This window comes from Sphaerisporangium sp. NPDC005289 (genome assembly GCF_040607455.1).
In the GTDB taxonomy this organism is placed as follows: Bacteria; Actinomycetota; Actinomycetes; order Streptosporangiales; family Streptosporangiaceae; genus Sphaerisporangium; species Sphaerisporangium rhizosphaerae.
The window spans coordinates 277,545-298,127 of sequence record NZ_JBEXGS010000004.1 but is presented as its reverse complement, the minus strand read 5'-3'; the positions used below and the strand labels follow the sequence as shown (position 1 = coordinate 298,127).

The window sequence follows — 20,583 nt, the reverse complement described above, 5'->3', positions numbered from 1 at the left end:
CCGGCGGCGATCAGAGCGTCAGGCGGACCAGGACCGGCTCGGGGACGAGGGTCACGCCGAAGGCGGCATGGACGCCGTCGCGGACCTCGCGGGCCAGGGCCAGCAGGTCGGCCGACGTCGCCGGGGCCGGAGACGGGCGGGACGGGACTCCGAGGGCGACCTCCTCGGGGTCGCTCGGGAAGCCGGTCACCGCGTGCCCGCCGGGGTTGGTGAGGGCGAGGGTGTGCTTGGTGGAGATGCGCGCCGGGCCCCGCCGGTGGCCCTTGGCGAAGCCCGCGTGCTCGATGAGCCAGGCGGCCGGCACCTTGACCGCGCCGCCGGGCATGTCCCAGCGGGGGTACCCGGGAGCCCGGGCCTCCAGCTCGGCGGCCCGCTCCGCGGAAAGCACGGGGTTGGTGAAGAACGACCCGGCGCTGCAGGTGTCGGGATCGGCGGCGTCCAGCACCATGCCCTTGCCCCGGCGCAGCTCCAGCACGGCGTGGCGGGCCTCGTGCAGGGTGACCCGGTCGCCGATGGCGACGCCGAGCTTCGCGGCGAGCTCCTTGTACGCGATCGGTCCAGACTTGTCCGACCTTTCCAGCACGTACGTCACGGACAGCACGACATAGCGGGCCAGGTCCGCCTTGAACGCGCTGTGCCGGTAGGAGAACCCGCACTGGGCGGCGTCCAGGTCGAGCACCTCGCCCGACCGCCGGTCGTAGACGCGCACGCCGGTGACCGTCTGCGAGACGTCCTGCCCGTACGCGCCCACGTTCTGGATCGGGGTCGAGCCGACCAGCCCCGGCACGCCGGACAGGCACTCGACGCCGGACCAGCCCTCGGCGACCGCCCGGGTGACCAGCGCGTCCCAGTCTTCCCCGGCCCGCGCGGTCACCACGACACGATCGGCCTCGTCGCGCACCTCGACTCCGCGCGTGCACACGCGCACGACCAGGCCGTCGAAGCCCTCGTCGGAGATGACCAGGTTGCTGCCGCCGCCGAGGACCAGCACGGGCTCACCGGCGCGGTCGGCGACCGACACCAGCTCGACGAGCTCCTCGTCGGTGGACGCCTCCGCGAAGGCGCGGGCGGCGCCGCCCACTCTCAACGTGGTGAACGGCGCGAGCCGCACCCCGGCCACTCGGTCAGCCATGCGTCTTCCCCAAGGACATGCGGAACGGCACGCGAAGGCCGCGTGCCGGCCATCAGCCTAGTGCCGGCCCGGCGCCCGCCGGCGTCACCGGGCCCCGGCTCCGGCATCCGTCGGTGTCACCGGGCCCCGGCTCCGGCGCCCCGCCTGGTCAGTAACGGCGCGGCGCGTCCGCGTTGCGCGCGTCCTCGGCCCTGTCCTCGTCGTCCGGCCTGTCCCCGCCGGCGCGGAGCTTGGCCAGCACCCGGTCGTAGGTGCGGCGGGACTCCCGCTCGCGGTAGTCGGGGTCGACGTCGTGGTAGCCGCGGTGGCGCTCCTGGTGGACCGGGAGGGGCTCGTGCGGGACGACCAGCGTGCCCGGCAGCGACAGCGAGAACTCCAGGTCGGCGTTGCGGTAGTACCGCGCCTTCTCCGGGAAGCCGCCCGCCGCCAGGGCCTGGTCACGCCGGACGGCGAACAGGTAGCCCAGCAGCCCGCGCACCCGGCCCGGCCCCGCGTCGTGCCAGTCGAGGCCGCCCTCGTCGGGGTCGACGCCCTTCCAGCCGGCGGCGACGACGTCGCCTCCGAGCGCCGCGACCAGGGGGGTGATCGCGTCGCCGTCGAGGATCGTGGAGGTCTCCATGACGACGTGCACGTCCCCGGAGTCCAGCGCCAGGAGCTTGTTGCGGACCGCGCCCCACCCGGCCGGACCGCCGCGCCAGTGCGTGGCCTCGGCGACGTGCCATGCCTCGATGCGGCCGGGATGACGCTCGGCCAGCTCGTGCAGGACGACCCCGGCCTCCTCGACGTTCCCGAGGTCCACGGCGAGGATCTTGGCCTCGGTGTGGCCCACCAGCGCGTCGACGCACGTGCGCAGCTCGGCCGGGCCGCCGTCGACCAGGAGGGCCACGGTCACCGCTCCGGGGGCGCCCTCGGCGTGGTCGCGCGCGGGCGTCGCGGCGCCGGCCGCCTGGTCCAGCCGGGAGGCCGCCAGCGTGGAGTCCCACAGCATCTGCGAGGCGACCATGTTCCGGGTGCCGGTCTCGGCCTCGGTGCTCTCGGCCACGTCAGAGGCTCTGTCGGCGCCACCGCCCGGCCAGTCGGGCGTCAACGGGACGGGAATCGACGCGACCGTGGGCCAGACCTTGAACGGCTTGGGCGTCAGCTCGAATCCGCCGGCCTCGTCACGGACCAGCCAGCCCGCGTCCTCGATCTCCTGGCGCAGTGCGTCGGCAGCGGCGAAGTCACGCTCCGCACGGGCCTTCGCCCGTTGCTCGGCGAGTCCATATACGTGGTTCGGTGGCTCTGTCACGCTCGCCCAGTACCCACCTGGCACCGAAGCATTCAGGCCGCCCCAGCTCGCCCCCCCGATTCGGCGGCGAGCCGGTGCCCCCGGGCGGGCCGGTGCCCCTGGTGAGCCGGACCGTCAAGCGAGCGGACGGTCAGGCGAGCTGGACGGTGGCGCGGGCCCGGGACAGGACGCGCGAGTCGCCGGACCTGGCGGTGAGCGCGATGACCACGCGGTCGCCGTCCAGCTTCTCCTCCACGAGGCCGCTCACCGTGATCACGGCGCCCTCGTCGTTGTCCGGGACGACCACCATGGACGAGAAGCGGACGCCGTAGTCGACGACCGCCCCGGGGTCGCCGGCCCAGTCGGTGACGAAGCGGCCGGCCTGGGCCATCGTGAACATGCCGTGCGCGATCACGTCGGGCAGGCCCACGGCCTTGGCGTGCCGCTCGTTCCAGTGGATGGGGTTGAAGTCGCCGGAGGCCCCGGCGTACATCACCAGGTTGACGCGGTGGACGGGGTACTCGACGGCCGGGATCTCCTGGCCGACCTCGACCTCGTCGTACTTCACGGTCGCCGTCATCGGTTACGCCGCCCCTCCGCGCTCGATCAGGGTGTTGTAGGTCCTGCACACCGGTTCGCCCTGGACGGTCGTCACCTCGCTGGTCACCGTGAGCAGCTCGTTGCGGCCGACGCTGCGGATCTCGGAGATGGTCGAGGTGCACAGCAGCTCGTCGCCCGCGTAGATCGGCCGGGTGTACTCGAAGCGCTGCTCGCCGTGGACCACCATGGCGAAGTTGAGTCCGAGCTCGGGATCGGCGAGGGCCGCGCCGACGCCCGTGACACTGAACACGATGGGAAAGGTCGGCGGGGCGACGACGTCGGGGTGGCCGGCGGCCTTCGCGGCCTCGGGGTCGCGGTAGATCGGGTTCTGGTCGCCGATGGCGGCCGCGAACTCCTTGATCTTGACTCGGCCGACCTCGTAGGAGCCGGACGCCGGATAGGTCCGTCCGACGAAATCTCGGTTCAAAGCCATCGTGCCGGTGCCTTTCGACGCGCGCGCGGAGCTGACGGAGGCGGTGCCCACGGACGATTCGCCGGGCCGCCCGGCGAGGGCTGGTGGACACCGCGCCAGCCCGACCGTAACAGAACAACCTTCGGCCGTCGCGAACCACCGGCGCGGCCGGGCGTGCGCGCGCGGGCCGTTTCCGGACGCGACAAACCGGCGCCCTCAGGGAGAACGCCGGTCGTGCGTGATGGTGCCCAGGGGTGCCCGAAGGCGCCGGGCCTTCGTGCTCACCATGCCCTGTCGCCGCCCGTCCAGTGGACGGCGGCGTCCGTCGCGGCCGTGCGGCGCGGCGGGCGGTGGGACCCTAGCGGGTCTCGCGGTGCGGGCGGTGGCACCTGCAGTTGGGGCAGTACTTCTTCAGCTCAAGCCGGTCCGGGTCGTTGCGCCGGTTCTTCCGCGTGATGTAGTTGCGGTGCTTGCACTCCTGGCAGGCCAGCGTGATCTTCGGCCTAACGTCGGTGGCAGCCACGTGGGAGTGCCTTTCTACGTTTGGGACACATGGACAACCCGAACCCGGTCACCCTTCACAGGGGACCCGGCAGGGTAGTAGCGGAGGCCGGACTTGAACCGGCGACACAGCGATTATGAGCCGCTTGCTCTGCCTGACTGAGCTACTCCGCCTCAGGCCGGCGAACTGGACCGGCCACGAAAGGATACCCGACCCGTCTGACGATCGCGCACGCCCATCGCGCGCCCGATCGGGACCAGGCGCTCCCAGTATGCCTGATCACGGGACCCCCATACTTCCCCTATTTCAGGCGACCGGCGAGCACTGGTATCCCACAAGCGAAAAGCCCCACCCGGAATTCCGGGAGAGGGCGATTACGCTGTGGAGCCCCTTTACGGAATCGAACCGTAGACCTTCTCCTTACCATGGAGACGCTCTGCCGACTGAGCTAAAGGGGCCGGCCTCGCCGCGTTTCGCGTTACCGCTCCGCGCTTCGGACAGGTGTAACCATACACTCCCCCAGCGGTCGACGCGAATCAGAACGTCCACCGCAGCCGCCTCCGCGACGGCCCGGCGGGGGCTAGCGCAGGGCCTCGGTGCGGGCGCGCGGGGAGCGGACGCCGAACGGCACGGTGATCACTTCGCACAGGTCGGCGAGATCCAGATATCGGCGCAGCTCGTCGACCGCGGAGCAGTCGGTGACGAACTCGCCGTACCGCCACAAGCGGAGCACCTGGCACCCGCCGCGCGTCGCGGCGGTGATCTCGTACCCGTCCGGTCCGACCCAGCGCGTCTCCATAGCCGCACAGAGTATGCCTCATGCCCGACAGTTGCCCGAATTATCGGCATTCGCTCTATCACCATCGTCACCGCCGGACACGGTGGTAGTGGCACCGGTCCACGCCGGCATGCGGCCGCGAAGACGGGCCCCGCAGGAGACTTGTGGAGTTGTTCAACAATACTTACATTTGAGGGTACTCCGTACGAGCGCCACCCCCATCTCACAGCGGCTCTACCTTGGAGGCCCTCATGTCCGTGCGCGCCGTATCGGCTTCCGTGGCGGCGGTCGTGGCCGTCATCGTCGCCATCGTCAGCGTCATCGGCCTGCTCAGCGGCTACGAGAGCACCGACGGCGGCGAGGTGGCGGTGGTCCGCGACGGCGGGCCCCTCGACGACAACCGGGTGCGCGGCGTGATCGACCCCGCCTCGAGCCTCACCTGGACCGGCTGGTGGTCCGAAGTGCACCGATATCCGGCGCAGCAGCGCTTCTACACCATCACGGCGGACCCCAAGCGAAGCACCCTGCTCGGCGTCGACGTCGTGACCGTCCCGAGCAGCGACGGCGTCAACATGGGCATCGAGGGCACGCTGTACTTCACCCTCAACCTCGACCACCAAACCCTGCGGCTGTTCGACGACAAATTCGGCACCCGCAGGTTCCGCGGCCAGGACAACGAGATGCGCTACGCCTACGAGGGCGAGGAGGGCTGGTCCGGCTTCTTCGGCCAGGCCATCAGGCCCGTCGTGGACAACGCCTTGCGCAGCCAGATCGGCGTGTTCCGCTGCGCCGAGCTCGTCTCCTCCTGCGCCTTCGTGGAGAGCGGCGCGGCCCAGAAGGCCGTCCGGCTCACCCCCCGGGACAACAACGCCGCCCTGGTCAAGGTGCAGAACGCCGTGAACAGCACCCTCGCCGGCGACCTGCGCCAGATGCTCGGCGCGGACTTCCTGGTCGACCTGCGGTTCAACCTGGTCAGGATCACCCTGCCCACGCAGGTGCAGTCGGCGGTGGACCGCGCCCAGGCGGCCTTCGCCGGAGTGGCCGAGGCCCAGGCCGCCGTCGCCCAGGCGCGCGCCCAGGCCGACGCCAACAAGGCCCGCCAGGACGGCTACGACCGGTGCCGCACCTGCGCCGAGATCGAGAAGCTCAAGGCCCTCCCCCAGGGCATCACCGTCTACGCCCCCGGCAACGGCGCCGCGCTGTCACTGCCCACCAAGTGACGGGGGACGGCGTCAGACCTGGCCGAGATGGGTGGCGGCGAGGTCGTTGAAGCGGTCGAGCATGCCGGCCAGCAGCTCGACGTCCTCCTGCGGCCAGGCGCCGAGCATGGCGTAGAAGCGCCGCTGGCGGGCCGCCCGGGCCCGGTGGAGCCTGGCCTGGCCCTCGCCGGTGAGGGCCAGGAGCTGGGCGCGACCGTCCAGCGGGTCCGGCTGCCGCCCGACCAGGCCGAGCTCCTCCAGCACCTTGATCTGGCGGCTGATCGTCGCCTTGCCGACGCCGAAGTAGGCGGCCAGGTCGCTCGGGCGGGCCGGCGCGGCCTCGTCGATGCGGACGAGCAGGCTGTAGGCGCCCGGTTCGAGCTCGGGGTGCACCTCGCGGGCCACCTCGGCCGACAGCGCCCGGGAGCGCCGGAACAGCAGGCCGAGCTGGCGCTCCAGCGCGCAGTATGCCTCGTACTGCTCGACGGGCACCGCCGTCTGCGTCTCCGTCGTGGTCATCTCGGCCTGCCTCCCCTCACGCGCCGCGCACGGCGTCCGCGCCGGAGGTCCGGGCGCCCGCGCCGTTCGGAGACTCATTGTCGCGTACCGCCTGGACGTCGAGCTCCACTTTCAGTGTCGCTCCTATGAGCGCGATGCCGGCCTGCACCACCTGGTTGTAGTTCATCGCGAAGTCCTCCCGGCGCAGCTCGGTGACCGCGCGGAAGGCGGCGCGCAGCCCGCCCCACAGGTCCGGCCCGGCGCCGAGGTAGGAGAGCGCGAGGTCCACCGGACGGGTGACGCCCGCGAGGGTGAGCTCGCCGCGCATGGTCCAGCGGTCCGGGCCGGCCGGGGACAGTCCTGTGCTGCGGAAGGAGATCCGCGGGTGCGCGGCCACGTGCAGGAAGTCGGCCGAGCGCAGGTGCTCGTCGCGCGTCCGGTTGCCGGTGTCGATGGACGCGGCGTCGATCTCCGCGACGACCGAGGAGCTCTCGGCCGTCGCGCCGATCTGGATGCGTCCCGCGAACTCGGCGAACCTGCCCTGCACGCTGGACAGCCCGAGGTGCTGCGCGGTGGCGGCGACCTTGGAGTGGGCAGGGTCGATCGTCCACAGCCCGGGCGGCGGCAGCTCCACGCCGCCCTGGCGGGCGAGCTCGACGACCCCGAGGTCGGCCGATCCCGAGGCGGAGGCGATGGCCGTCACGGCGGCCGGCGCGTAGCCGACCGCGGTGACCACGACGGTGTGCACGCCGGAGGGCAGCGGCGCGGTCGCGACCGCGCCGTCCGCGTCCACCTCGGCCCGGACCACCTGGTGACCGGACATGTCGGTCACGGTGAGCACCGCGTGCCCTACCGCCCACCCGTCCTTGCCGCGCACCACGGCCCGCAGCCCGTGCGACGCGGTGGCGCCGGCGACGACGCCGGGCCCGGTGGCGTTCCACTCGCCGCTCATTCGGGGTGACCGAGCCAGACGTCGTGGGCGTCCTCGCCCTGCCCGTTGAGGGTGACCGTGCTCGCCACGGGAGGGTACCCGGTGGCGATGACCGTGTACTGGCCGCCGGTGAGGTCGGCGAAGGCGTACTCGCCGTCCTCGCCGGTGGTGGCGGAGCCGACCACGTTTCCCGCCGCGTCGAGCAAGGTCACGCGGGCGTCGGCGAGCGGCCGTCCGTCCTGCTGAACCCGGACGGTGCCCCTGACCCGGGCGCCGTGCAGCAGGACGACGTCCTGCCTGGTCTGGCCGGTGCCGACCGCGACCGGCACCGCCGCCGGGCGGTAGCCTTCGGCGCTGACCGCGAGGGTGTAGTCGCCCGCGACGATCCCGGCGAAGCCGAAGTCGCCGCCCTGACCGGTCAGGCCGGTGGTGACTACCTCGCCGCGCACGTCGGCCACGACGACCATGGCCGCGGGGACCGGGGCGCCGTCCAGGTCGCGGACCGTGCCCGCGAGCCGTCCGGACCCGACGAGCGTCAGGTCGAAGTCCAGCGGCCGTTCCCCGACGGCCAGGGTGGCCACCTGCGGGTCGTGCTCGCCCGCGGAGGCGATGAGGACGTAGCTGCCGGGGCCGGGGGTCCACATGCTGTACCCGCCGTCGGCCTGCGTGACGGCCCGGCCGAGCTGGTGGCCGCGCAGGTCGATCAGGGTGAGCGTCGCCTGGGCCACCGGAGTGCCGTCGCCGCCGCGGATCACGCCGCGGATGCCGCTGCCCTCCTGCGGCTCGGCGCCGATCTCCTCACCGGGGAAGGCCGCGGTGGCCTGCGCCGTCCGGGTGGCCGACAGCGCCGCGCCGGCCTGCGCCATCCCATTGGCGGACAACGCCGCGGTGACCGGCGTCATGGTGTTGGCCGACAGGGCCGCGGCGGGCTGCGTCGTGCCGTTGGCCGACAGGCCCGCGGTGACCGGCGCCTCGCCGTTGCGCTGGGCGTGGCGGCCGGGGCCGCCGACCGGGGCGGGCACGCCGTCGGCGGTCGCTGCCTGCAGCTCCTCGCCGCTGGCGCTGCGCAGCGGGATCTCCTTGATGAACAGGATGGCGATAAACGCCAGCAGCGCGAACGGCGCGGCGTACAGGAACAGGTCGCCGACGCCGTGCCCGTAGGCGTCCTCGACCACCGTGCGGACGGGCGCCGGCAGCTCCGACAGCCGGGGGACGGCGCCTTCGCTCAGCCCGCCGCCGCCGCGGATGCCCAGCCTGCCCAGGCCCTCGGCCATGTAGTCGATGACGCGGTGGGCGAGCACCGCGCCGAGGGCGCCGACGCCGATCGCGCCGCCGAGCGTGCGGAAGAAGGCGACGACCGAGCTGGCCGCGCCGAGCTCCTGCGGACGGACCTGGTTCTGCACCGACAGCACGAGGTTCTGCATGGTCATGCCGAGGCCCACGCCGATGAGGAACATGTAGACGGCCAGCAGCCGGTAGTCGGTGTCGTAGCGCAGCATGCCCATCAGCGCGACGCCCGCGGTGAGGAGCAGCGAGCCGGTGACCAGGAAGATCTTCCACCGGCCGGTGCGGGTGATGACCTGCCCGACGATGGTGGAGGCCAGCGCCAGGCCGAGGATCATCGGCAGGGTCATGACGCCCGCCATCGTCGGCGTCTCGCCGCGCGCGAGCTGGAAGTACTGGCTGAGGAAGGTCGTCGCGCCGAACATGGCGACGCCGACCAGCAGGCTGGCCACCACGGCGAGGCTGATGGCGGCGTTGCCGAACAGCCGCAGCGGGACGACCGGCTCGGCGGCCCTGGACTCCACCAGCAGGAAGAGCAGGGCGAGCACCACCGCGCCGCCCACCATGGCCCCGGTCTGCCACGACAGCCAGTCGTACTTGTGGCCGGCGAAGGAGACCCACACCAGCAGCAGCGAGACGGCGGCGGTGATCAGCAGCGCGCCGAGCCAGTCGACCTTGACGGCGCGCCTGCGCACCGGGATGTGCAGGGTCTTCTGCAGGACGACCAGGGCGATGAGGGCGAAGGGCACGCCGACGTAGAAGCACCAGCGCCAGCCGAGCCAGGAGGTGTCCACGATCACGCCGCCGATGAGCGGCCCGCCGATGGTGGCCAGGGCGAACACCGCGCCGAGATAGCCGGAGTAGCGGCCGCGCTCGCGGGGCGCGATGATCGCGGCCATGATGACCTGGACCAGGGCGGTGAGGCCGCCGGCGCCGAGTCCCTGGATGACGCGGGCGCCGATCAGCATGCTCGGGTTCTGCGAGACGCCCGCGATCGCCGAGCCGATGATGTAGATCAGCAGGGCGAGCTGGACCAGCGTCTTCTTGCTCACCAGGTCGGAGAGCTTGCCCCAGATGGGGGTGGAGACCGTGGTGGCGAGCAGCGTCGCGGTGATCACCCAGGTGTAGGTGTTCTCGTCCGCGTGCAGGTCGGCGATGATCGTGGGCAACGCGTTGGACACGACCGTGGACGACAGGATCGCCACGAACAGGCCGAGCAACAGGCCCGACAGCGCTTCCAGGATCTCCCTGTGGGACATGGGTGCGGCCGGATCGGGGGCGGCCTCCCGCGTCTCCGCCGGTACTGCGGTGGTCATCGAAGTCCCTTCACTGTCTGAGCTTGGGCCGTGTCCGGCACAGGGGCCGTGTCCGGCATGGGGTGTGGGGGGCGGTCGCGATGGAGCGGCCGGTCGCGGTGGGCGTCGAAGCCGGCGCGGAAGCGGCCGAGCAGTCCCGACAGCTCGGCGACGTCCTCGTCCGTCCAGCCGTCCAGGGCTCCCTCGATGGAGTGCCGCGCGTGGGCGAGCGCCTCGCGCACCACCCGCTCACCGTCCGGGGTCAGGCGGACGTACCATGAACGCCCGTCGCGGGGGTTGGGCACGCGTTCGACCCAGCCCCGCTCCTCCACGTCCGCGACGTGCCTGCTGATCACCGACTGGTCGACCTCCGAGCAGTCGGCCAGCTCGCCCAGGCGCATCGCGCCGCAGCGGTACAGCACGACCAGGAGGCTGAGGCCCGCACGGGGGCCGGGGAACGGCAGGTCGCGCTTGACCGCCTTGATCACCGGCACCAGTTCGGCCAGCCGGACGAGCAGTTCTCCGCGGTCGCCGTCGGATGCCATGACCCTTCTTCCATCTAGTTGCCTTAGGCAAATATATATTATTGCCCAAGGCAACCTTTAGGGGGGTCTGTCCTATTCCCGGCCTCCCAGCGTGCACCCACCGGCGCGAGCGGCCCGTCCCGGACGCGAAACGGCGCCGCCCCCGCCCCGAAGGGAGGAGACGGCGCCGCGTCAGCGCGCCGGCCGGCCGGTCAGCCGGCGGTGGCGATGGTCCGGTAGTGGTCAGTGGCGATCAGTGGTGGTCGTGACCGTGCTCGCCGTGGCCGTTGCCGTCGGACGGACGGCGCCACGGGCCGGTGATGGCGAACACGTAGCCCGGGGTCTGGATGTTCGCGAACAGGATCCTGCCGTCCTGGCTGAACGTCGGGCCGGTGAACTCGCTGTCGTTCAGCTCGTTGCGGGCCATCGGGTACGGCGTGCCCTGCTTGGTGACACCGACCAGGTGAGAGACGCCCTCGCCGTCCTCGGCCAGGATGACGCCGCCGTACGGCGAGACCGTGATGTTGTCCGGCCCGTCGTAGTCGGTGTCGGCCTCGGGGTCGGGGTTCACGCCGAAGATGGTCTTCAGCGTGATCGTCTCGGACTCGGGGTCGTAGAACCAGACCTGGCCGTCGTGCTCGTTGACGCTGCCGTCGTCGTGGCGGGCGTAGCTGGCCACGAAGTAGGCGCCGCCGTCGGCGAACCAGGCGCCCTCGAGCTTGCGGCTGCGGGTGATCTGGTCGTCGGTGAACTGCTTGCGCACCGAGACGGTCTTGGCGTCGCGGTCGGGCACCGCCACCCACTTGACCTTGTACCGGGTGCCGGGCTGGGTGGCCTCGGACAGGTCCTTGATGTGCTTGCCGCCCTTGTAGGCGCTCAGCGCCTCCAGCGTGCCCGCGGTGTCGCCGCCGTTGGTCAGGGCCAGCGCCCGCAGCGCGCCCTTGCGGGCGTGGAAGCCGCGCGGCGGGGTCCAGCGGTAGTAGAGCCCGTTCGGGCTGCTGGCGTCCTCGGTGAGGTAGATCTCTGAGCTGCGGGGGTTCACGGCGACGGCCTCGTGCGAGTACCGGCCGAGGAACTTCAGCGGGACCGGGTTCTTGTTGGCGTCGCGGTCGAAGGGGTCCACCTCGAACACGTAGCCGTGGTCCTTCTGGAACGCCCCGCCGGCGCGCTGCTCGGTCTCCTCGCAGGTGAGCCAGGTGCCCCACGGGGTGATGCCGCCGGCGCAGTTGTTGTGCGTACCGGCCACGCTGACGTACTCGCGGACGCGGTCGCCCTGCTTGTCGACCTCGATGTTGGTCGTGCCGCCGTGCGCGCCCGGGTCGTAGGTGAGGCCGTCCAGCGCCGGCACGCCGTAGGGCTCGCCGCCGCCGATCTCGTGGTTGTTCACCAGCACGAAGCCGTGCGGCGCGCGGAAGCAGCCGGTGCCGTCGGCGTCGCTCGGGGTCGGCTCGCCCGTCTCCAGCAGCGTCTTGCCGGCCTGCGCCACGATCTTGTAGGAGAAGCCGGGCGGGAGCGCCAGCAGGCCGGCCGGGTCGGCCACGACGGCGCCGTAGCCGGTCGCGCCCTTGGCCCCGGTCTGCGCGAAGGCGGCGGGGCCGGCGATCGACTCCAGGCTGCCGGCGATGGCGATGCCCAGACCGCCCACCGCGCCGGCGCGGAACAGGTCACGGCGGGAGAGGCCGCGGCTCGACACGTCGCCGTCGGACACGTCACCGCCGGTCGCGCCGGTCGCCTCGTGGCGTGACATCGAGGAGGTCATGAAAGCACCTTTTCCATTCGCATGGTGTGTAGACCTAATGGACCCAAGCCGCTACATATGAACGCTTCCTCCCCTGATGCGGACTTATTGGTTAAGGAACGGCTAACGTCCCCTACGTCCCGATGACCATGACACCAGGGCAGAGCGGGACACGCCGCCGTCCCGCACCAGAGCGGACACGCCTTCGTCCGCGTCGGGACGGGACACGCCTTCGTCTGCGCCAGGGCGGGACGCACCTCGGTCCACACCAGGGCGGGACACGCTTCGTCCCGCGCTTCCAGCCAATCAGCTACCCGCCCGGGTCATCAACCCTCCGCCGCGCCGTGTTGCCGCCGCCCTCCGGCGCCGCGAATTCCCCTGCCTCGCCGAAAGCACCAGAGAGCCTCATCCGTGCGGCGACCGGTCATCAATTACGCTTTTATGCAGGTATACGCGCCATAGGCACCCGCCTGGAACCGGCTGTCCACGATACGCAGGCCGACCGCGGCGATCATGGGTTCGAGCAGCCAGCGGAAGGTGCTGAACTCCGTGCGCACGTGCTCGGCGTACTCCTCCGCGGTGTACCCCTCCGCCGGATCGGACACCGCGCCCGCGAACCAGCCGTCGAACACCCGCCCCGCCTCGGACGGCTGGAAGTCGTAGATCAGATCGTGCAGGCGCAGCACGCCGCCCGGCCGCAGCAGGCCCGCGATGCGCTCCAGCGCGATCGCCTTGAAGAAGTCGGGCAACTGGTGCAACGCGTTCCTGGTGTAGACGGCGTCGACCGGCGACCCGACATGCTCGTAGGTCAGAAAACCCGCCCGGACGAGCTCGATGTTGGACAGCCCGGCGTTCTCCGCACGCCCGCGCAGGGCGTCCTGCATCACGGGAGAGACGTCCACCGCCACCACCCGCCGGAACCGCCGCGCCGCGGCCAGCGTGAACTGCCCGGTGCCCGCGGCGAGATCCACCACGGTGGCGTCCTCGCCCACCCCGTGCTCGGCGAGGACGGCCAGGTCCGCGGAGGGGTCGGGATACCCCTGCTTGCGGTCGTAGCCGGTGATGAACTCGGGGTCGAGATGCTCATGGCCCGCGTAGGCCAGCTCGTCGATCATCCATGCTTCAGCCATGCGCCGATCCTCGCGAACGCCCTCGCCTGGACGCATCTCCTTTTACACAGAGCCAGATCGGACCTGTCGCGCCGTAGAACGCGATCCGAGCGAACTCATCGGGACGGACGAGCGTCGAACAAGGGCACACAGACAAGACCACAGATGATGAGGCGCCTTTATGAACCGATACCTGCCGCTCGGCGCCGTCCTCGGCGCCGCGCTCCTCGCCCCCCTGGCCGTCGCCCCGGCCTCGGCGAGCACCACCCCGCTCTCCGCCGCCGGATCGGCGCCCACCTCCACGACCGCGGCGGCGAAGCCGGCCCCGATCAAGGGCGTCGCCGTCTACGCGCGGTTCAACCGCGGGTACGTCGTGACCCGCTTCGAGCCCGGCAAGGGCCCCACCCGGCTGGGGGTCACACCGGAGACCGGGCAGTTCTCCGCCTCCCCCGACGGCAGGAAGATCGCCTGGATCACCGGGCTGGGCAAGGTGCAGGTGAGCGCCGCCGGCAAGGTCACCACCCTCGCCAAGGGCGCCGGAGCCAACGCCCCCTGCCTCACCCCGGTCTGGTCGCCCGACTCCGCCAAGGTGGCCTTCCTGCCCAGCAGTGAGAGCGACGCCTCGCCGGTGGCCATCGCCGGCGCCGCCGGCGGCGGCACGCGCAGGGCGGGCACCACCATGGGGGTCTGCCACCTGGCCTGGTCCGCCGACGGCCGCTACCTGGCCGGGTACGCCGGCACCACCGACGGCGTCTACCGCCTCGACCTGCGCGCCCGCACGTCGGTCAGGGTCAAGGGCGTCAAGCTCGCCAACCACGTCCAGAGCCTGTCGCCGCACGGCGAGCGCGTCGTCGTGGCGACCCTGTCTCCCAAGGACCCCGGCGGCGACGGCGGCTGGCCCGTGTGGTTCCGCCCGACGATCGTCGACACGACCACCGGCGCCAAGGTCCCGATCGCGGTCCGCGGCCGTCTCATCGGCGCCCTCTACCTGCCCGACGGCCGCCTGGTGGTCCGGGTCGCCGGCTCCGGCCACAACACCCTGGTCGTCCTGGACGCCTCCGGCAGGCAACTCCAGCGCCTCGCCGAACCCGCGCAGGCCCGGACCCAGGCCCTCCTCCAGATCGTCCGCTGACCTGGCCCGACCGGCTCATGCCCGACCGTCCGCTGACCGGCCCTGACCTGCTCCTACCGACCGTCCGCTGACCTGACCCGACCGGCTCGTACCCGACCGGCCCGTACCCGACCGTCCGCCGCCCCCGAGCGACCGGGCGCGGGCGGCGGCCCGGGTGAAGGCCGGGACGGGCCGGTACGGGCGGGTCGGTCACCCGCGCGGCGCGTACATCATGACCAGCACGCCGACGCGAGTGGGGGGAGACGGACGCCGCTGTGGTCAGGCCGGGAGTGCCGTGGCCTGGGAGAGGTGGGAGGGGTTGACCAGGGCGTGCAGGTGCATGTCGTGCCAGCCGTCGGGGTGCAAGATGGAACTGCGTTCGGTGCCCTCCAGGGCGAAGCCGGCCTTGAGCGCGAGACGGCAGGAGGCGTCGTTGAGCGTCGAGTGGTAGAGGTACAGCCGGTGAAAGCCGATGCCGAAGGCCCAGGTGGTGAGCGCCCGCACCGCCGTCGTGGCCGCACCGCGCCCCCGGGCCGCCGCCCGCGTCCAGTAGGCCACCTCCGCGTGTCCCCAGAAGAGGTCGAAGGTGCGGAACGCGACCCGGCCGAGCACCTCGCCCCGGGGTGTGACCACCGCCCAGTGCGCGCTGGACTCGGCGCGCCAGCCCTGCGCGTAGGCCTCGATCATCTCTTCGGCCTCGGCGAGCGACTCGACGCTGCGCGCATGCCAGTGCTGGATGTCCGGATCCCGGAAGGCATCGACGATCGCGGGCGCGTCCGCCGCCGTCCAGGGCCGCAGCACCAGGTCGTTCTCCGACGACAGCACCGGTTGCGGGGCACGCTTCAGCGATCCCGGCACGACGACCGCGGGCACAAGGCTAGGCATCGCGCTGCACTCAACCCCAATCAAGGTCCACATCGGTTCCGGCGTCCGTCGACCTGGCCGGCCGCCTCCGGGACTTCAGGCGGCCCGGAGGCTTCAGACGTCCGGCAGGTCTTCGGGCGGCCCGCAGGTCTTCAGGCGGCCCGCAGGTCTTCAGGCGGCCCGCAGGTCTTCGGGCGGCCCGCAGGTCTTCGGGCGGCCGGCGGGTCTTCGGGGCGGTGACGTCCATGTGCGGGAACAGGGCGTAGTCCTGGAACACCATGGCCACGTCCCGCCGGCCGGGCGGCAGGGCCGTCACGTCCGCCGAGCCGATCGTCCAGCAGGACGATCAGAAGATCCAGTCCAGCAGGCCGCCGCCGCTCTCGCTCTGGGTCGGGCTCGGCGCCGGCGGCGGGGGCGCCTGCGTGGTCGGCGGGGGCTTCGGGGACGACTCGGGGTCGTCCTCGATCCGCGGGTCCTGCGTCTGCTGCGGGCGGCCGCTGGACCTGGGCGACGGCCGCGGCGAGTGGACCCGGGTGCGCGTCGGCGTCGGCCGGGACGTGGGCGGGCGCGTCTGCCGTCCCTGGCCGGCCGTCGGCGTGGGCGTCCCGCTGGGGGGCTCCGCGGTCTCGCCGGTCCCGGCGGTGGGCTCGGTGGCCGGGTCGCCGATGCTGGGCCCGGCGCTGGGGGTGTCGGTCAGCGCGGGATCCGACTGCTCTACCGAGGGGCACTTGCCGGGGGCCGAGCAGGCCGCCTCCGGCTTGGAGCCGACCGAGGTGGACACGATCCAGCCGCCCGCCACCGCGAGCAGCACGATCGCGGCGATGGCGACGATGAACCCCTTGTTCTTGCCGCCCTTCTCCTCCGCGTCCGCCTCGCCGGTCCACCCCGAGCCGAGGAAGCCGCGCTCCCCTCCGCTCTCGGTGTCCCACTCCTCGCGACCCGGCCGCTCAGGGTCCTCGGACTCGGACCGCTCGTCGTCGAGCACCATCTCCTCGCCCTCGCGGCGGTAGAGATAGTCGAATTCTTCGAGACTCTCGAGCCGCTCGTCACCCTCGGCCCACTGATGGTCGGCCCGGTCAGGGTCGGACGCCTCGTCGTCTGGGGCGTGAGCGGGTTCGTGTCCGGGCGTCCAGCCGTCGGACAGCACGTCACCGCCCGGGCGCACCGGTTGGTCGTCCCGGTCGACGCCCGTGGGCCCCACCTGCTGGAGAGGATCCTCTTCGTGGGATCTCGGGTGGCCGTCGCGGTCCATGCCGAACCTCTCTGCTGTGAATCCTGGCCGCACAACACTTAGCAGCTCTGACTCCGTCTTGTCCGGAAACTCCACATTATTCCCGGAGGCCGCAATCTTCCCACCGGTCACAGCCGTCACAGACCTCTGGCAGATGGCGAAGCCGCAACGATTGGACGGCGACTCGAGATCCGCCCGCGGCTCGCGGCCGGACTCGGTGTCTAGAGGGGTTCGCCGGATCGCCGCACGCGATCGGCGATGATCTCCGCGCACGCCAGGGAGCCGGTCCGCGTGGTGTCCACCTCCAGGTCATACACCATGCCCTCGTGGACGATCTCCGCCTGCGTCACCGCCATTCCCGGGACCCGGTCCCCCCTGGTCCTCTCGCGCTCGGCGGCGACCGCGCTGTCGCACCTGACCCCGACCCACAGGACCTCCAGTCCGCCGAGAGCCGCCTGCCACCGCCGCTGGGTCGCCGCTCCGCCGAGGAAGACATCGTCGATGATGACCGGGGCTCCGGCGCGGACCATCGCGGCGATCCCCTCCATCCACGCGGTCTGCAGCGCCATGAACTCCGGCCCGACGTTCACTCCGCCGTCCTGGTCGAACTCGATTCCCGCGTCCGACGCCCGCATGGACGCGGGCATCGCCTCGATGAGCGAGTCGACCCCGAAAGCCAGCCATGGCCGCGGCAGGACGGCCTGCAGACACCGGACGATCTCGGACTTGCCCGCGCTGGACCCGCCGTTGAGCACGATCACCTGAGTCGTCACGGCGTACAGGGTAGAGACCCGGCCCGCGGGCTGTGAAACCGTTTTCGACCGGCGCCGCCCTGCCGCCACCGATCAGATCACGGCGCTAGGTCACGATCTCCGTGGTCTCGCAGCCGCTGAAGGTGTCCACCGTCTCCAGCAGACCTCGCAGGTCGGAGGTACAACGGTCGGCGCCGGCGCCCCCGTCGAGGGTGCCGCCGCCCCTGCCGGTGAGCCGGTCGTCGCCGCCCAGGCCCTGGATCAGGTCGTGGCCGTTCGACGCGTTGATGACGTTCGGGCCCGCGTCGCCGATGAGCACGTCGTCGGCGTTGGTACCCTCCAGGTTCTCCACATCCGCGGCGATGGTGTCGCGGGCGCCCGCGGGCCCGTCCTCCGAACTGCCGTCGTCGCCGGTCGCACCGTCGAGATCGGCCCGGACGCCGAGCCTGTTCGACACCTCGGAGTAGGCGACGGTGTCGGAGCCGGCGCCGCCCCGCAGCAGGTCGCCGCCGAACCCGCCGACCAACGTGTCGTCGCCCGAGCCGCCGACGAGCCGGTCGTCACCGTCCCCGCCCATCAGGCGTGCGGCGAGGCCCGTGGAGTTGGTGATCACATCGTCGCCGTCCAGCCCGCGGACGACCATCGAGCCGACGTTCGCCGACGCGCAGCGCGCCTCGTGCGAGGTCACCAGCGTGCACCCGGCGCCCACGGTGAGCGTGGCGGTGGGATCGGCGACCGTGAGGAACCCGCCGGCCGCGCTGACGGTGATCTGGTCGTCCACGCCCACGGGGGCGTCGTACTTGAGGACCCCGGCGGACCGCACCACACCCGGTTGGCAGTCGCCGTAGCAGGGCCGCGCCGCCATCGCGGGCCGCACGGACAGAACGGCCGGCAGGGCGGCCAGCGCCGCCGCGCCGCCGAGCACCCGCATCACGCGGCGGGAGACGCGGTGGTTTCGATCACGCCCGGACATGCGCTTCTCCTGATGACGGGGACGACGAAAGGCGATCGTCGTCGCGGTGATTCGGCGTGGAGGTCATCCGTCACCACGGCCTTCCGGGTGACCTGATGGACGTTCCTTCATGTGCGCCCCTCTGATCGTCCTGAAACGGTGCCCGTTCAGCACCCACCCGGTAGGCGTTCCACCGCGTTCCACCACGCTCCACCATGCTTGTGTCGCCTGCCGCTCCCGAGATCGCCGTCGTGAGACGCGCAGGGCCGATCCGCGTGAAGGGCCGGCCATCGGTCTAAAGGACTGCTCGGAAACCGCGCCGACCGCACCTTCGGTCGATACCAGGGCCGTCCTGAACTCGCAAGATCGCTCCATGTCCTACGACGATTCCGCTCCGGCCCAGCGCACCGAGCGCCTGACCGAGCACGACGAGAGTCACCCCACCCCCACCGGCCCCGGTCCGAGCAGGAGAAGGCCGCGGGCCGTGGCCGCGCGAGGCGGCTTGGCCGCCGTGGCCGGACTGCTCGCGCTGGTGGCCGCCACCTCCTGTGCGCCCGCGTCCGCCTCTGCCTCCGTCCCTGTCTCCGTCTCCTCCGCCGGTCCTTCGGCCACGCCGAGCGGCGCCCCGTACCTGCCGGCGCCGACCGGTCCCCATCCGGTCGGCACGACATCCCTGTACCTGAAAGACGCCTCCCGCCCCGATCCGTGGGTCCCCGAGGCCGGGGCGAGGGAGCTCATGGTCTCCCTCTGGTACCCGGCGACGTCGCGGAGCGGCCCGCGCGCGCCGTACGTGACGCCCAAGGAGTCGGAGCTCATCCTGCAAGGCAAGGGGGTGACGGGCGTCCCCGCCGACGTGCTGAGCAGAACGCGGACCAACGCCCACACCGACGCGAGACCGGCGGGAGTCCGGCGCACTCTCCCCCTCGTCGTGCTGTCTCCCGGCTTCACCGACCCCCGGAGCTCGCTCACCGCCCTGGCCGAGGAGCTGGCGAGCAGGGGCTACGTGGTGGCCGGCATCGACCACACCTACGAGGCCTTCGCCACCACCTTCCCCGGCGGGCGGCTGACCACCTGCGCCGCCTGCGAACTCGAGACCGACGACTTCGGGAAGAAGGCGGTGGAGAACCGGGCGGTCGACGTCTCCTTCGTGGTCGACGAGCTGACCGGGCCGCACCCCGCGTGGCGGGGCGCTTCGCTGATCGACCCGTCCCGGATCGCGATGGCGGGCAGCTCCCTCGGAGGCGCGAGCGCCGCCGAGACCATGCTGAACGACCCCCGGGTGCGCGCCGGGATCAACATGGACGGCACGATGTTCGCCCCGATCTCCGCGAGCGGAGTGGCGCGGCCGTTCCTGTTCCTTGGCCAGACGCTGCACAGCCCGGGCGGCGAGGACCCCACGTGGGACCGTGACTGGGAGCACCTGACCGGGTGGAAACGCTGGCTCGTCGTGGCCGGAGCCGTGCACGCGTCCTTCACCGACTATGACCTGCTGGCCCAGCAGATCGGCGTCGACCTCGGCGGCGACCTGTCCGCGACCCGCACCGTGGAGATCACCCGCCGGTACGTCCGCGCCTTCTTCGACCTGCACCTGCGCGGCATCCCGCAACCCCTGCTGAACGAGCCGTCCCCCCGTTATCCCGAGGTCGAGTTCTGCACCCCGGAGACCGCGAGCTGCCGGTAACGGCCCGTCCCCCGCACCGGCGGTCCCGCACGCGCCCACGAACCTGCGCGCCGGCTCCGGGGCACCGGCCAACGCGGCGCAAGACCGGCACAGGACGCGGCATCAGACGCGGCGGTCAGACAAAAACGCGGCACAAGACGCGGCGCAAGACGCGGCCGGCCGGCCGGACGCGTCGCGGCGGCTATGCGCCGACGTCGTCGGCCAGGCGCCGCAGATAGCTCGCGAACCGCCGCCGGTCGTCCTCCGGCCAGGAGGCCGTCAGCTCATCGAACGCCTGGCGCTGCCATCGCCTGGCGGTCGCCAGCAACTCCTCCCCGCTCTCGGTGAGCCGCAGGCAGGCGCGGCGCCGGTCGCGTTCGGAGGTGGCGCGGGCGAGGTAGCCGGCTTCGACCGCGTCCCTCACCATGCGGCTGGCGCCCGAATGGTCGAGCCCGAGCTGGTGGGCCACGGTGCCCACGGTGACCACCGCGTCCTCCCCGGCGACGGCGCGGGACGCGTTCGTGACCACGGCCTCGACGACCAGGATGTGCTGCACGTGACGCGACTCGCCGGTCAGCTCCTCCGATGCGCGGCCGGCCCACCTGCGTGACCAGAAGCGCACCAGGCGGAACAGCGCGGGTCCTCCGTCGTGCCCCTCTCTCATGCCCTCACCCTACGGGCGGTTGCGTGCGATTCGCACATATGATTATGTGCGAATCGCACGCATCTCGACCCTCCTGAAGG

20 protein-coding genes and 2 tRNA genes are annotated in these 20,583 nt (G+C 72.0%); 3 read left to right on the top strand and 19 right to left on the bottom strand.

Annotation, left to right across the window (positions count from 1 at the left end):
• Window positions 1-10 precede the first annotated feature (10 nt).
• From ABZT47_RS09830 to ABZT47_RS09795, 8 genes are all read right to left on the bottom strand, one after another.
• Entirely contained in the window at window positions 11-1,132 is a 1,122-nt protein-coding gene (locus ABZT47_RS09830; protein ID WP_354838171.1) for a UDP-N-acetylmuramate dehydrogenase, read from the bottom strand.
• 148 nt (window positions 1,133-1,280) lie between these two features.
• Window positions 1,281-2,420: a hypothetical protein gene (locus ABZT47_RS09825; RefSeq protein ID WP_354838169.1), complete on the bottom strand. Its 1,140-nt coding sequence runs from the start codon at window positions 2,418-2,420 to the stop codon at window positions 1,281-1,283.
• Between the two features lie 130 nt (window positions 2,421-2,550).
• Window positions 2,551-2,979, bottom strand: coding sequence for a MaoC family dehydratase (locus tag ABZT47_RS09820; RefSeq protein WP_354838167.1), 429 nt, complete (start codon window positions 2,977-2,979; stop codon window positions 2,551-2,553).
• A 3-nt stretch (window positions 2,980-2,982) separates the two neighbouring features.
• Entirely contained in the window at window positions 2,983-3,432 is a 450-nt protein-coding gene (locus ABZT47_RS09815) for a MaoC family dehydratase N-terminal domain-containing protein (RefSeq protein WP_354838165.1), read from the bottom strand.
• Window positions 3,433-3,769: 337 nt separating this feature from the next.
• Window positions 3,770-3,934, bottom strand: coding sequence for a 50S ribosomal protein L33 (gene rpmG / locus ABZT47_RS09810; RefSeq protein WP_089324515.1), 165 nt, complete (start codon window positions 3,932-3,934; stop codon window positions 3,770-3,772).
• Window positions 3,935-4,012: 78 nt separating this feature from the next.
• Window positions 4,013-4,086, bottom strand: a tRNA-Met gene (locus ABZT47_RS09805).
• A 209-nt stretch (window positions 4,087-4,295) separates the two neighbouring features.
• A tRNA-Thr gene (locus ABZT47_RS09800) sits at window positions 4,296-4,371 on the bottom strand.
• Window positions 4,372-4,493: 122 nt separating this feature from the next.
• On the bottom strand, window positions 4,494-4,712 hold the full coding sequence (locus tag ABZT47_RS09795; protein WP_354838163.1) for a transposase: 219 nt from the start codon (window positions 4,710-4,712) through the stop codon (window positions 4,494-4,496).
• A 230-nt stretch (window positions 4,713-4,942) separates the two neighbouring features.
• Between ABZT47_RS09795 and ABZT47_RS09790 the strand changes: the two genes are divergently transcribed.
• The gene (locus tag ABZT47_RS09790) at window positions 4,943-5,911 is read left to right on the top strand and encodes an SPFH domain-containing protein (protein WP_354838161.1); all 969 of its coding nucleotides are present in this window, start codon (window positions 4,943-4,945) and stop codon (window positions 5,909-5,911) included.
• A 12-nt stretch (window positions 5,912-5,923) separates the two neighbouring features.
• Here ABZT47_RS09790 and ABZT47_RS09785 read toward each other — a convergent pair whose 3' ends face one another.
• The 6 genes from ABZT47_RS09785 to ABZT47_RS09760 form a co-directional block, all read right to left on the bottom strand.
• Complete coding sequence (locus tag ABZT47_RS09785) at window positions 5,924-6,409, bottom strand: MarR family winged helix-turn-helix transcriptional regulator (RefSeq protein WP_354838159.1); 486 nt, start codon at window positions 6,407-6,409, stop codon at window positions 5,924-5,926.
• Between the two features lie 16 nt (window positions 6,410-6,425).
• Window positions 6,426-7,340, bottom strand: coding sequence for a YceI family protein (locus ABZT47_RS09780; protein WP_354838157.1), 915 nt, complete (start codon window positions 7,338-7,340; stop codon window positions 6,426-6,428).
• Complete coding sequence (locus tag ABZT47_RS09775) at window positions 7,337-9,919, bottom strand: MFS transporter (RefSeq protein WP_354838155.1); 2,583 nt, start codon at window positions 9,917-9,919, stop codon at window positions 7,337-7,339. Before ABZT47_RS09775 ends, ABZT47_RS09780 begins: the two co-directional genes overlap by 4 nt.
• Complete coding sequence (locus tag ABZT47_RS09770; protein WP_354838153.1) at window positions 9,916-10,443, bottom strand: MarR family transcriptional regulator; 528 nt, start codon at window positions 10,441-10,443, stop codon at window positions 9,916-9,918. The genes ABZT47_RS09775 and ABZT47_RS09770 overlap by 4 nt, the downstream gene beginning before the upstream one ends.
• Before the next feature lie 232 nt (window positions 10,444-10,675).
• Complete coding sequence (locus ABZT47_RS09765) at window positions 10,676-12,181, bottom strand: alkaline phosphatase PhoX (protein WP_354838151.1); 1,506 nt, start codon at window positions 12,179-12,181, stop codon at window positions 10,676-10,678.
• Window positions 12,182-12,591: 410 nt separating this feature from the next.
• Window positions 12,592-13,290 (bottom strand): class I SAM-dependent methyltransferase, encoded by a 699-nt coding sequence (locus ABZT47_RS09760; protein WP_354838149.1) that lies wholly within the window; start codon window positions 13,288-13,290, stop codon window positions 12,592-12,594.
• A gap of 160 nt (window positions 13,291-13,450) precedes the next feature.
• Between ABZT47_RS09760 and ABZT47_RS09755 the strand changes: the two genes are divergently transcribed.
• Entirely contained in the window at window positions 13,451-14,401 is a 951-nt protein-coding gene (locus ABZT47_RS09755) for a hypothetical protein (RefSeq protein WP_354838147.1), read from the top strand.
• Between the two features lie 258 nt (window positions 14,402-14,659).
• On the opposite strand, the gene ABZT47_RS09750 is transcribed toward ABZT47_RS09755, so the two are convergent.
• The 4 genes from ABZT47_RS09750 to ABZT47_RS09735 form a co-directional block, all read right to left on the bottom strand.
• Window positions 14,660-15,265 (bottom strand): GNAT family N-acetyltransferase, encoded by a 606-nt coding sequence (locus tag ABZT47_RS09750; protein WP_354838145.1) that lies wholly within the window; start codon window positions 15,263-15,265, stop codon window positions 14,660-14,662.
• Window positions 15,266-15,590: 325 nt separating this feature from the next.
• Window positions 15,591-16,496 carry a hypothetical protein gene (locus ABZT47_RS09745; RefSeq protein ID WP_354838143.1) on the bottom strand — a complete coding sequence of 302 codons (906 nt, stop codon included), beginning with the start codon at window positions 16,494-16,496 and terminating at the stop codon, window positions 15,591-15,593.
• Between the two features lie 200 nt (window positions 16,497-16,696).
• Entirely contained in the window at window positions 16,697-17,248 is a 552-nt protein-coding gene (gene cpt, locus ABZT47_RS09740; RefSeq protein ID WP_354838141.1) for a chloramphenicol phosphotransferase CPT, read from the bottom strand.
• Between the two features lie 85 nt (window positions 17,249-17,333).
• The gene (locus ABZT47_RS09735) at window positions 17,334-18,200 is read right to left on the bottom strand and encodes a calcium-binding protein (RefSeq protein ID WP_354838139.1); all 867 of its coding nucleotides are present in this window, start codon (window positions 18,198-18,200) and stop codon (window positions 17,334-17,336) included.
• Window positions 18,201-18,552: 352 nt separating this feature from the next.
• Here ABZT47_RS09735 and ABZT47_RS09730 point away from each other — a divergent pair, with 352 nt between their 5' ends.
• On the top strand, window positions 18,553-19,860 hold the full coding sequence (locus tag ABZT47_RS09730; RefSeq protein ID WP_354838137.1) for an alpha/beta hydrolase: 1,308 nt from the start codon (window positions 18,553-18,555) through the stop codon (window positions 19,858-19,860).
• A gap of 181 nt (window positions 19,861-20,041) precedes the next feature.
• Here the strand turns inward: ABZT47_RS09730 and ABZT47_RS09725 are convergent, their stop codons facing one another.
• Entirely contained in the window at window positions 20,042-20,503 is a 462-nt protein-coding gene (locus ABZT47_RS09725) for a MarR family winged helix-turn-helix transcriptional regulator (RefSeq protein WP_354838135.1), read from the bottom strand.
• Window positions 20,504-20,583 lie beyond the last annotated feature (80 nt).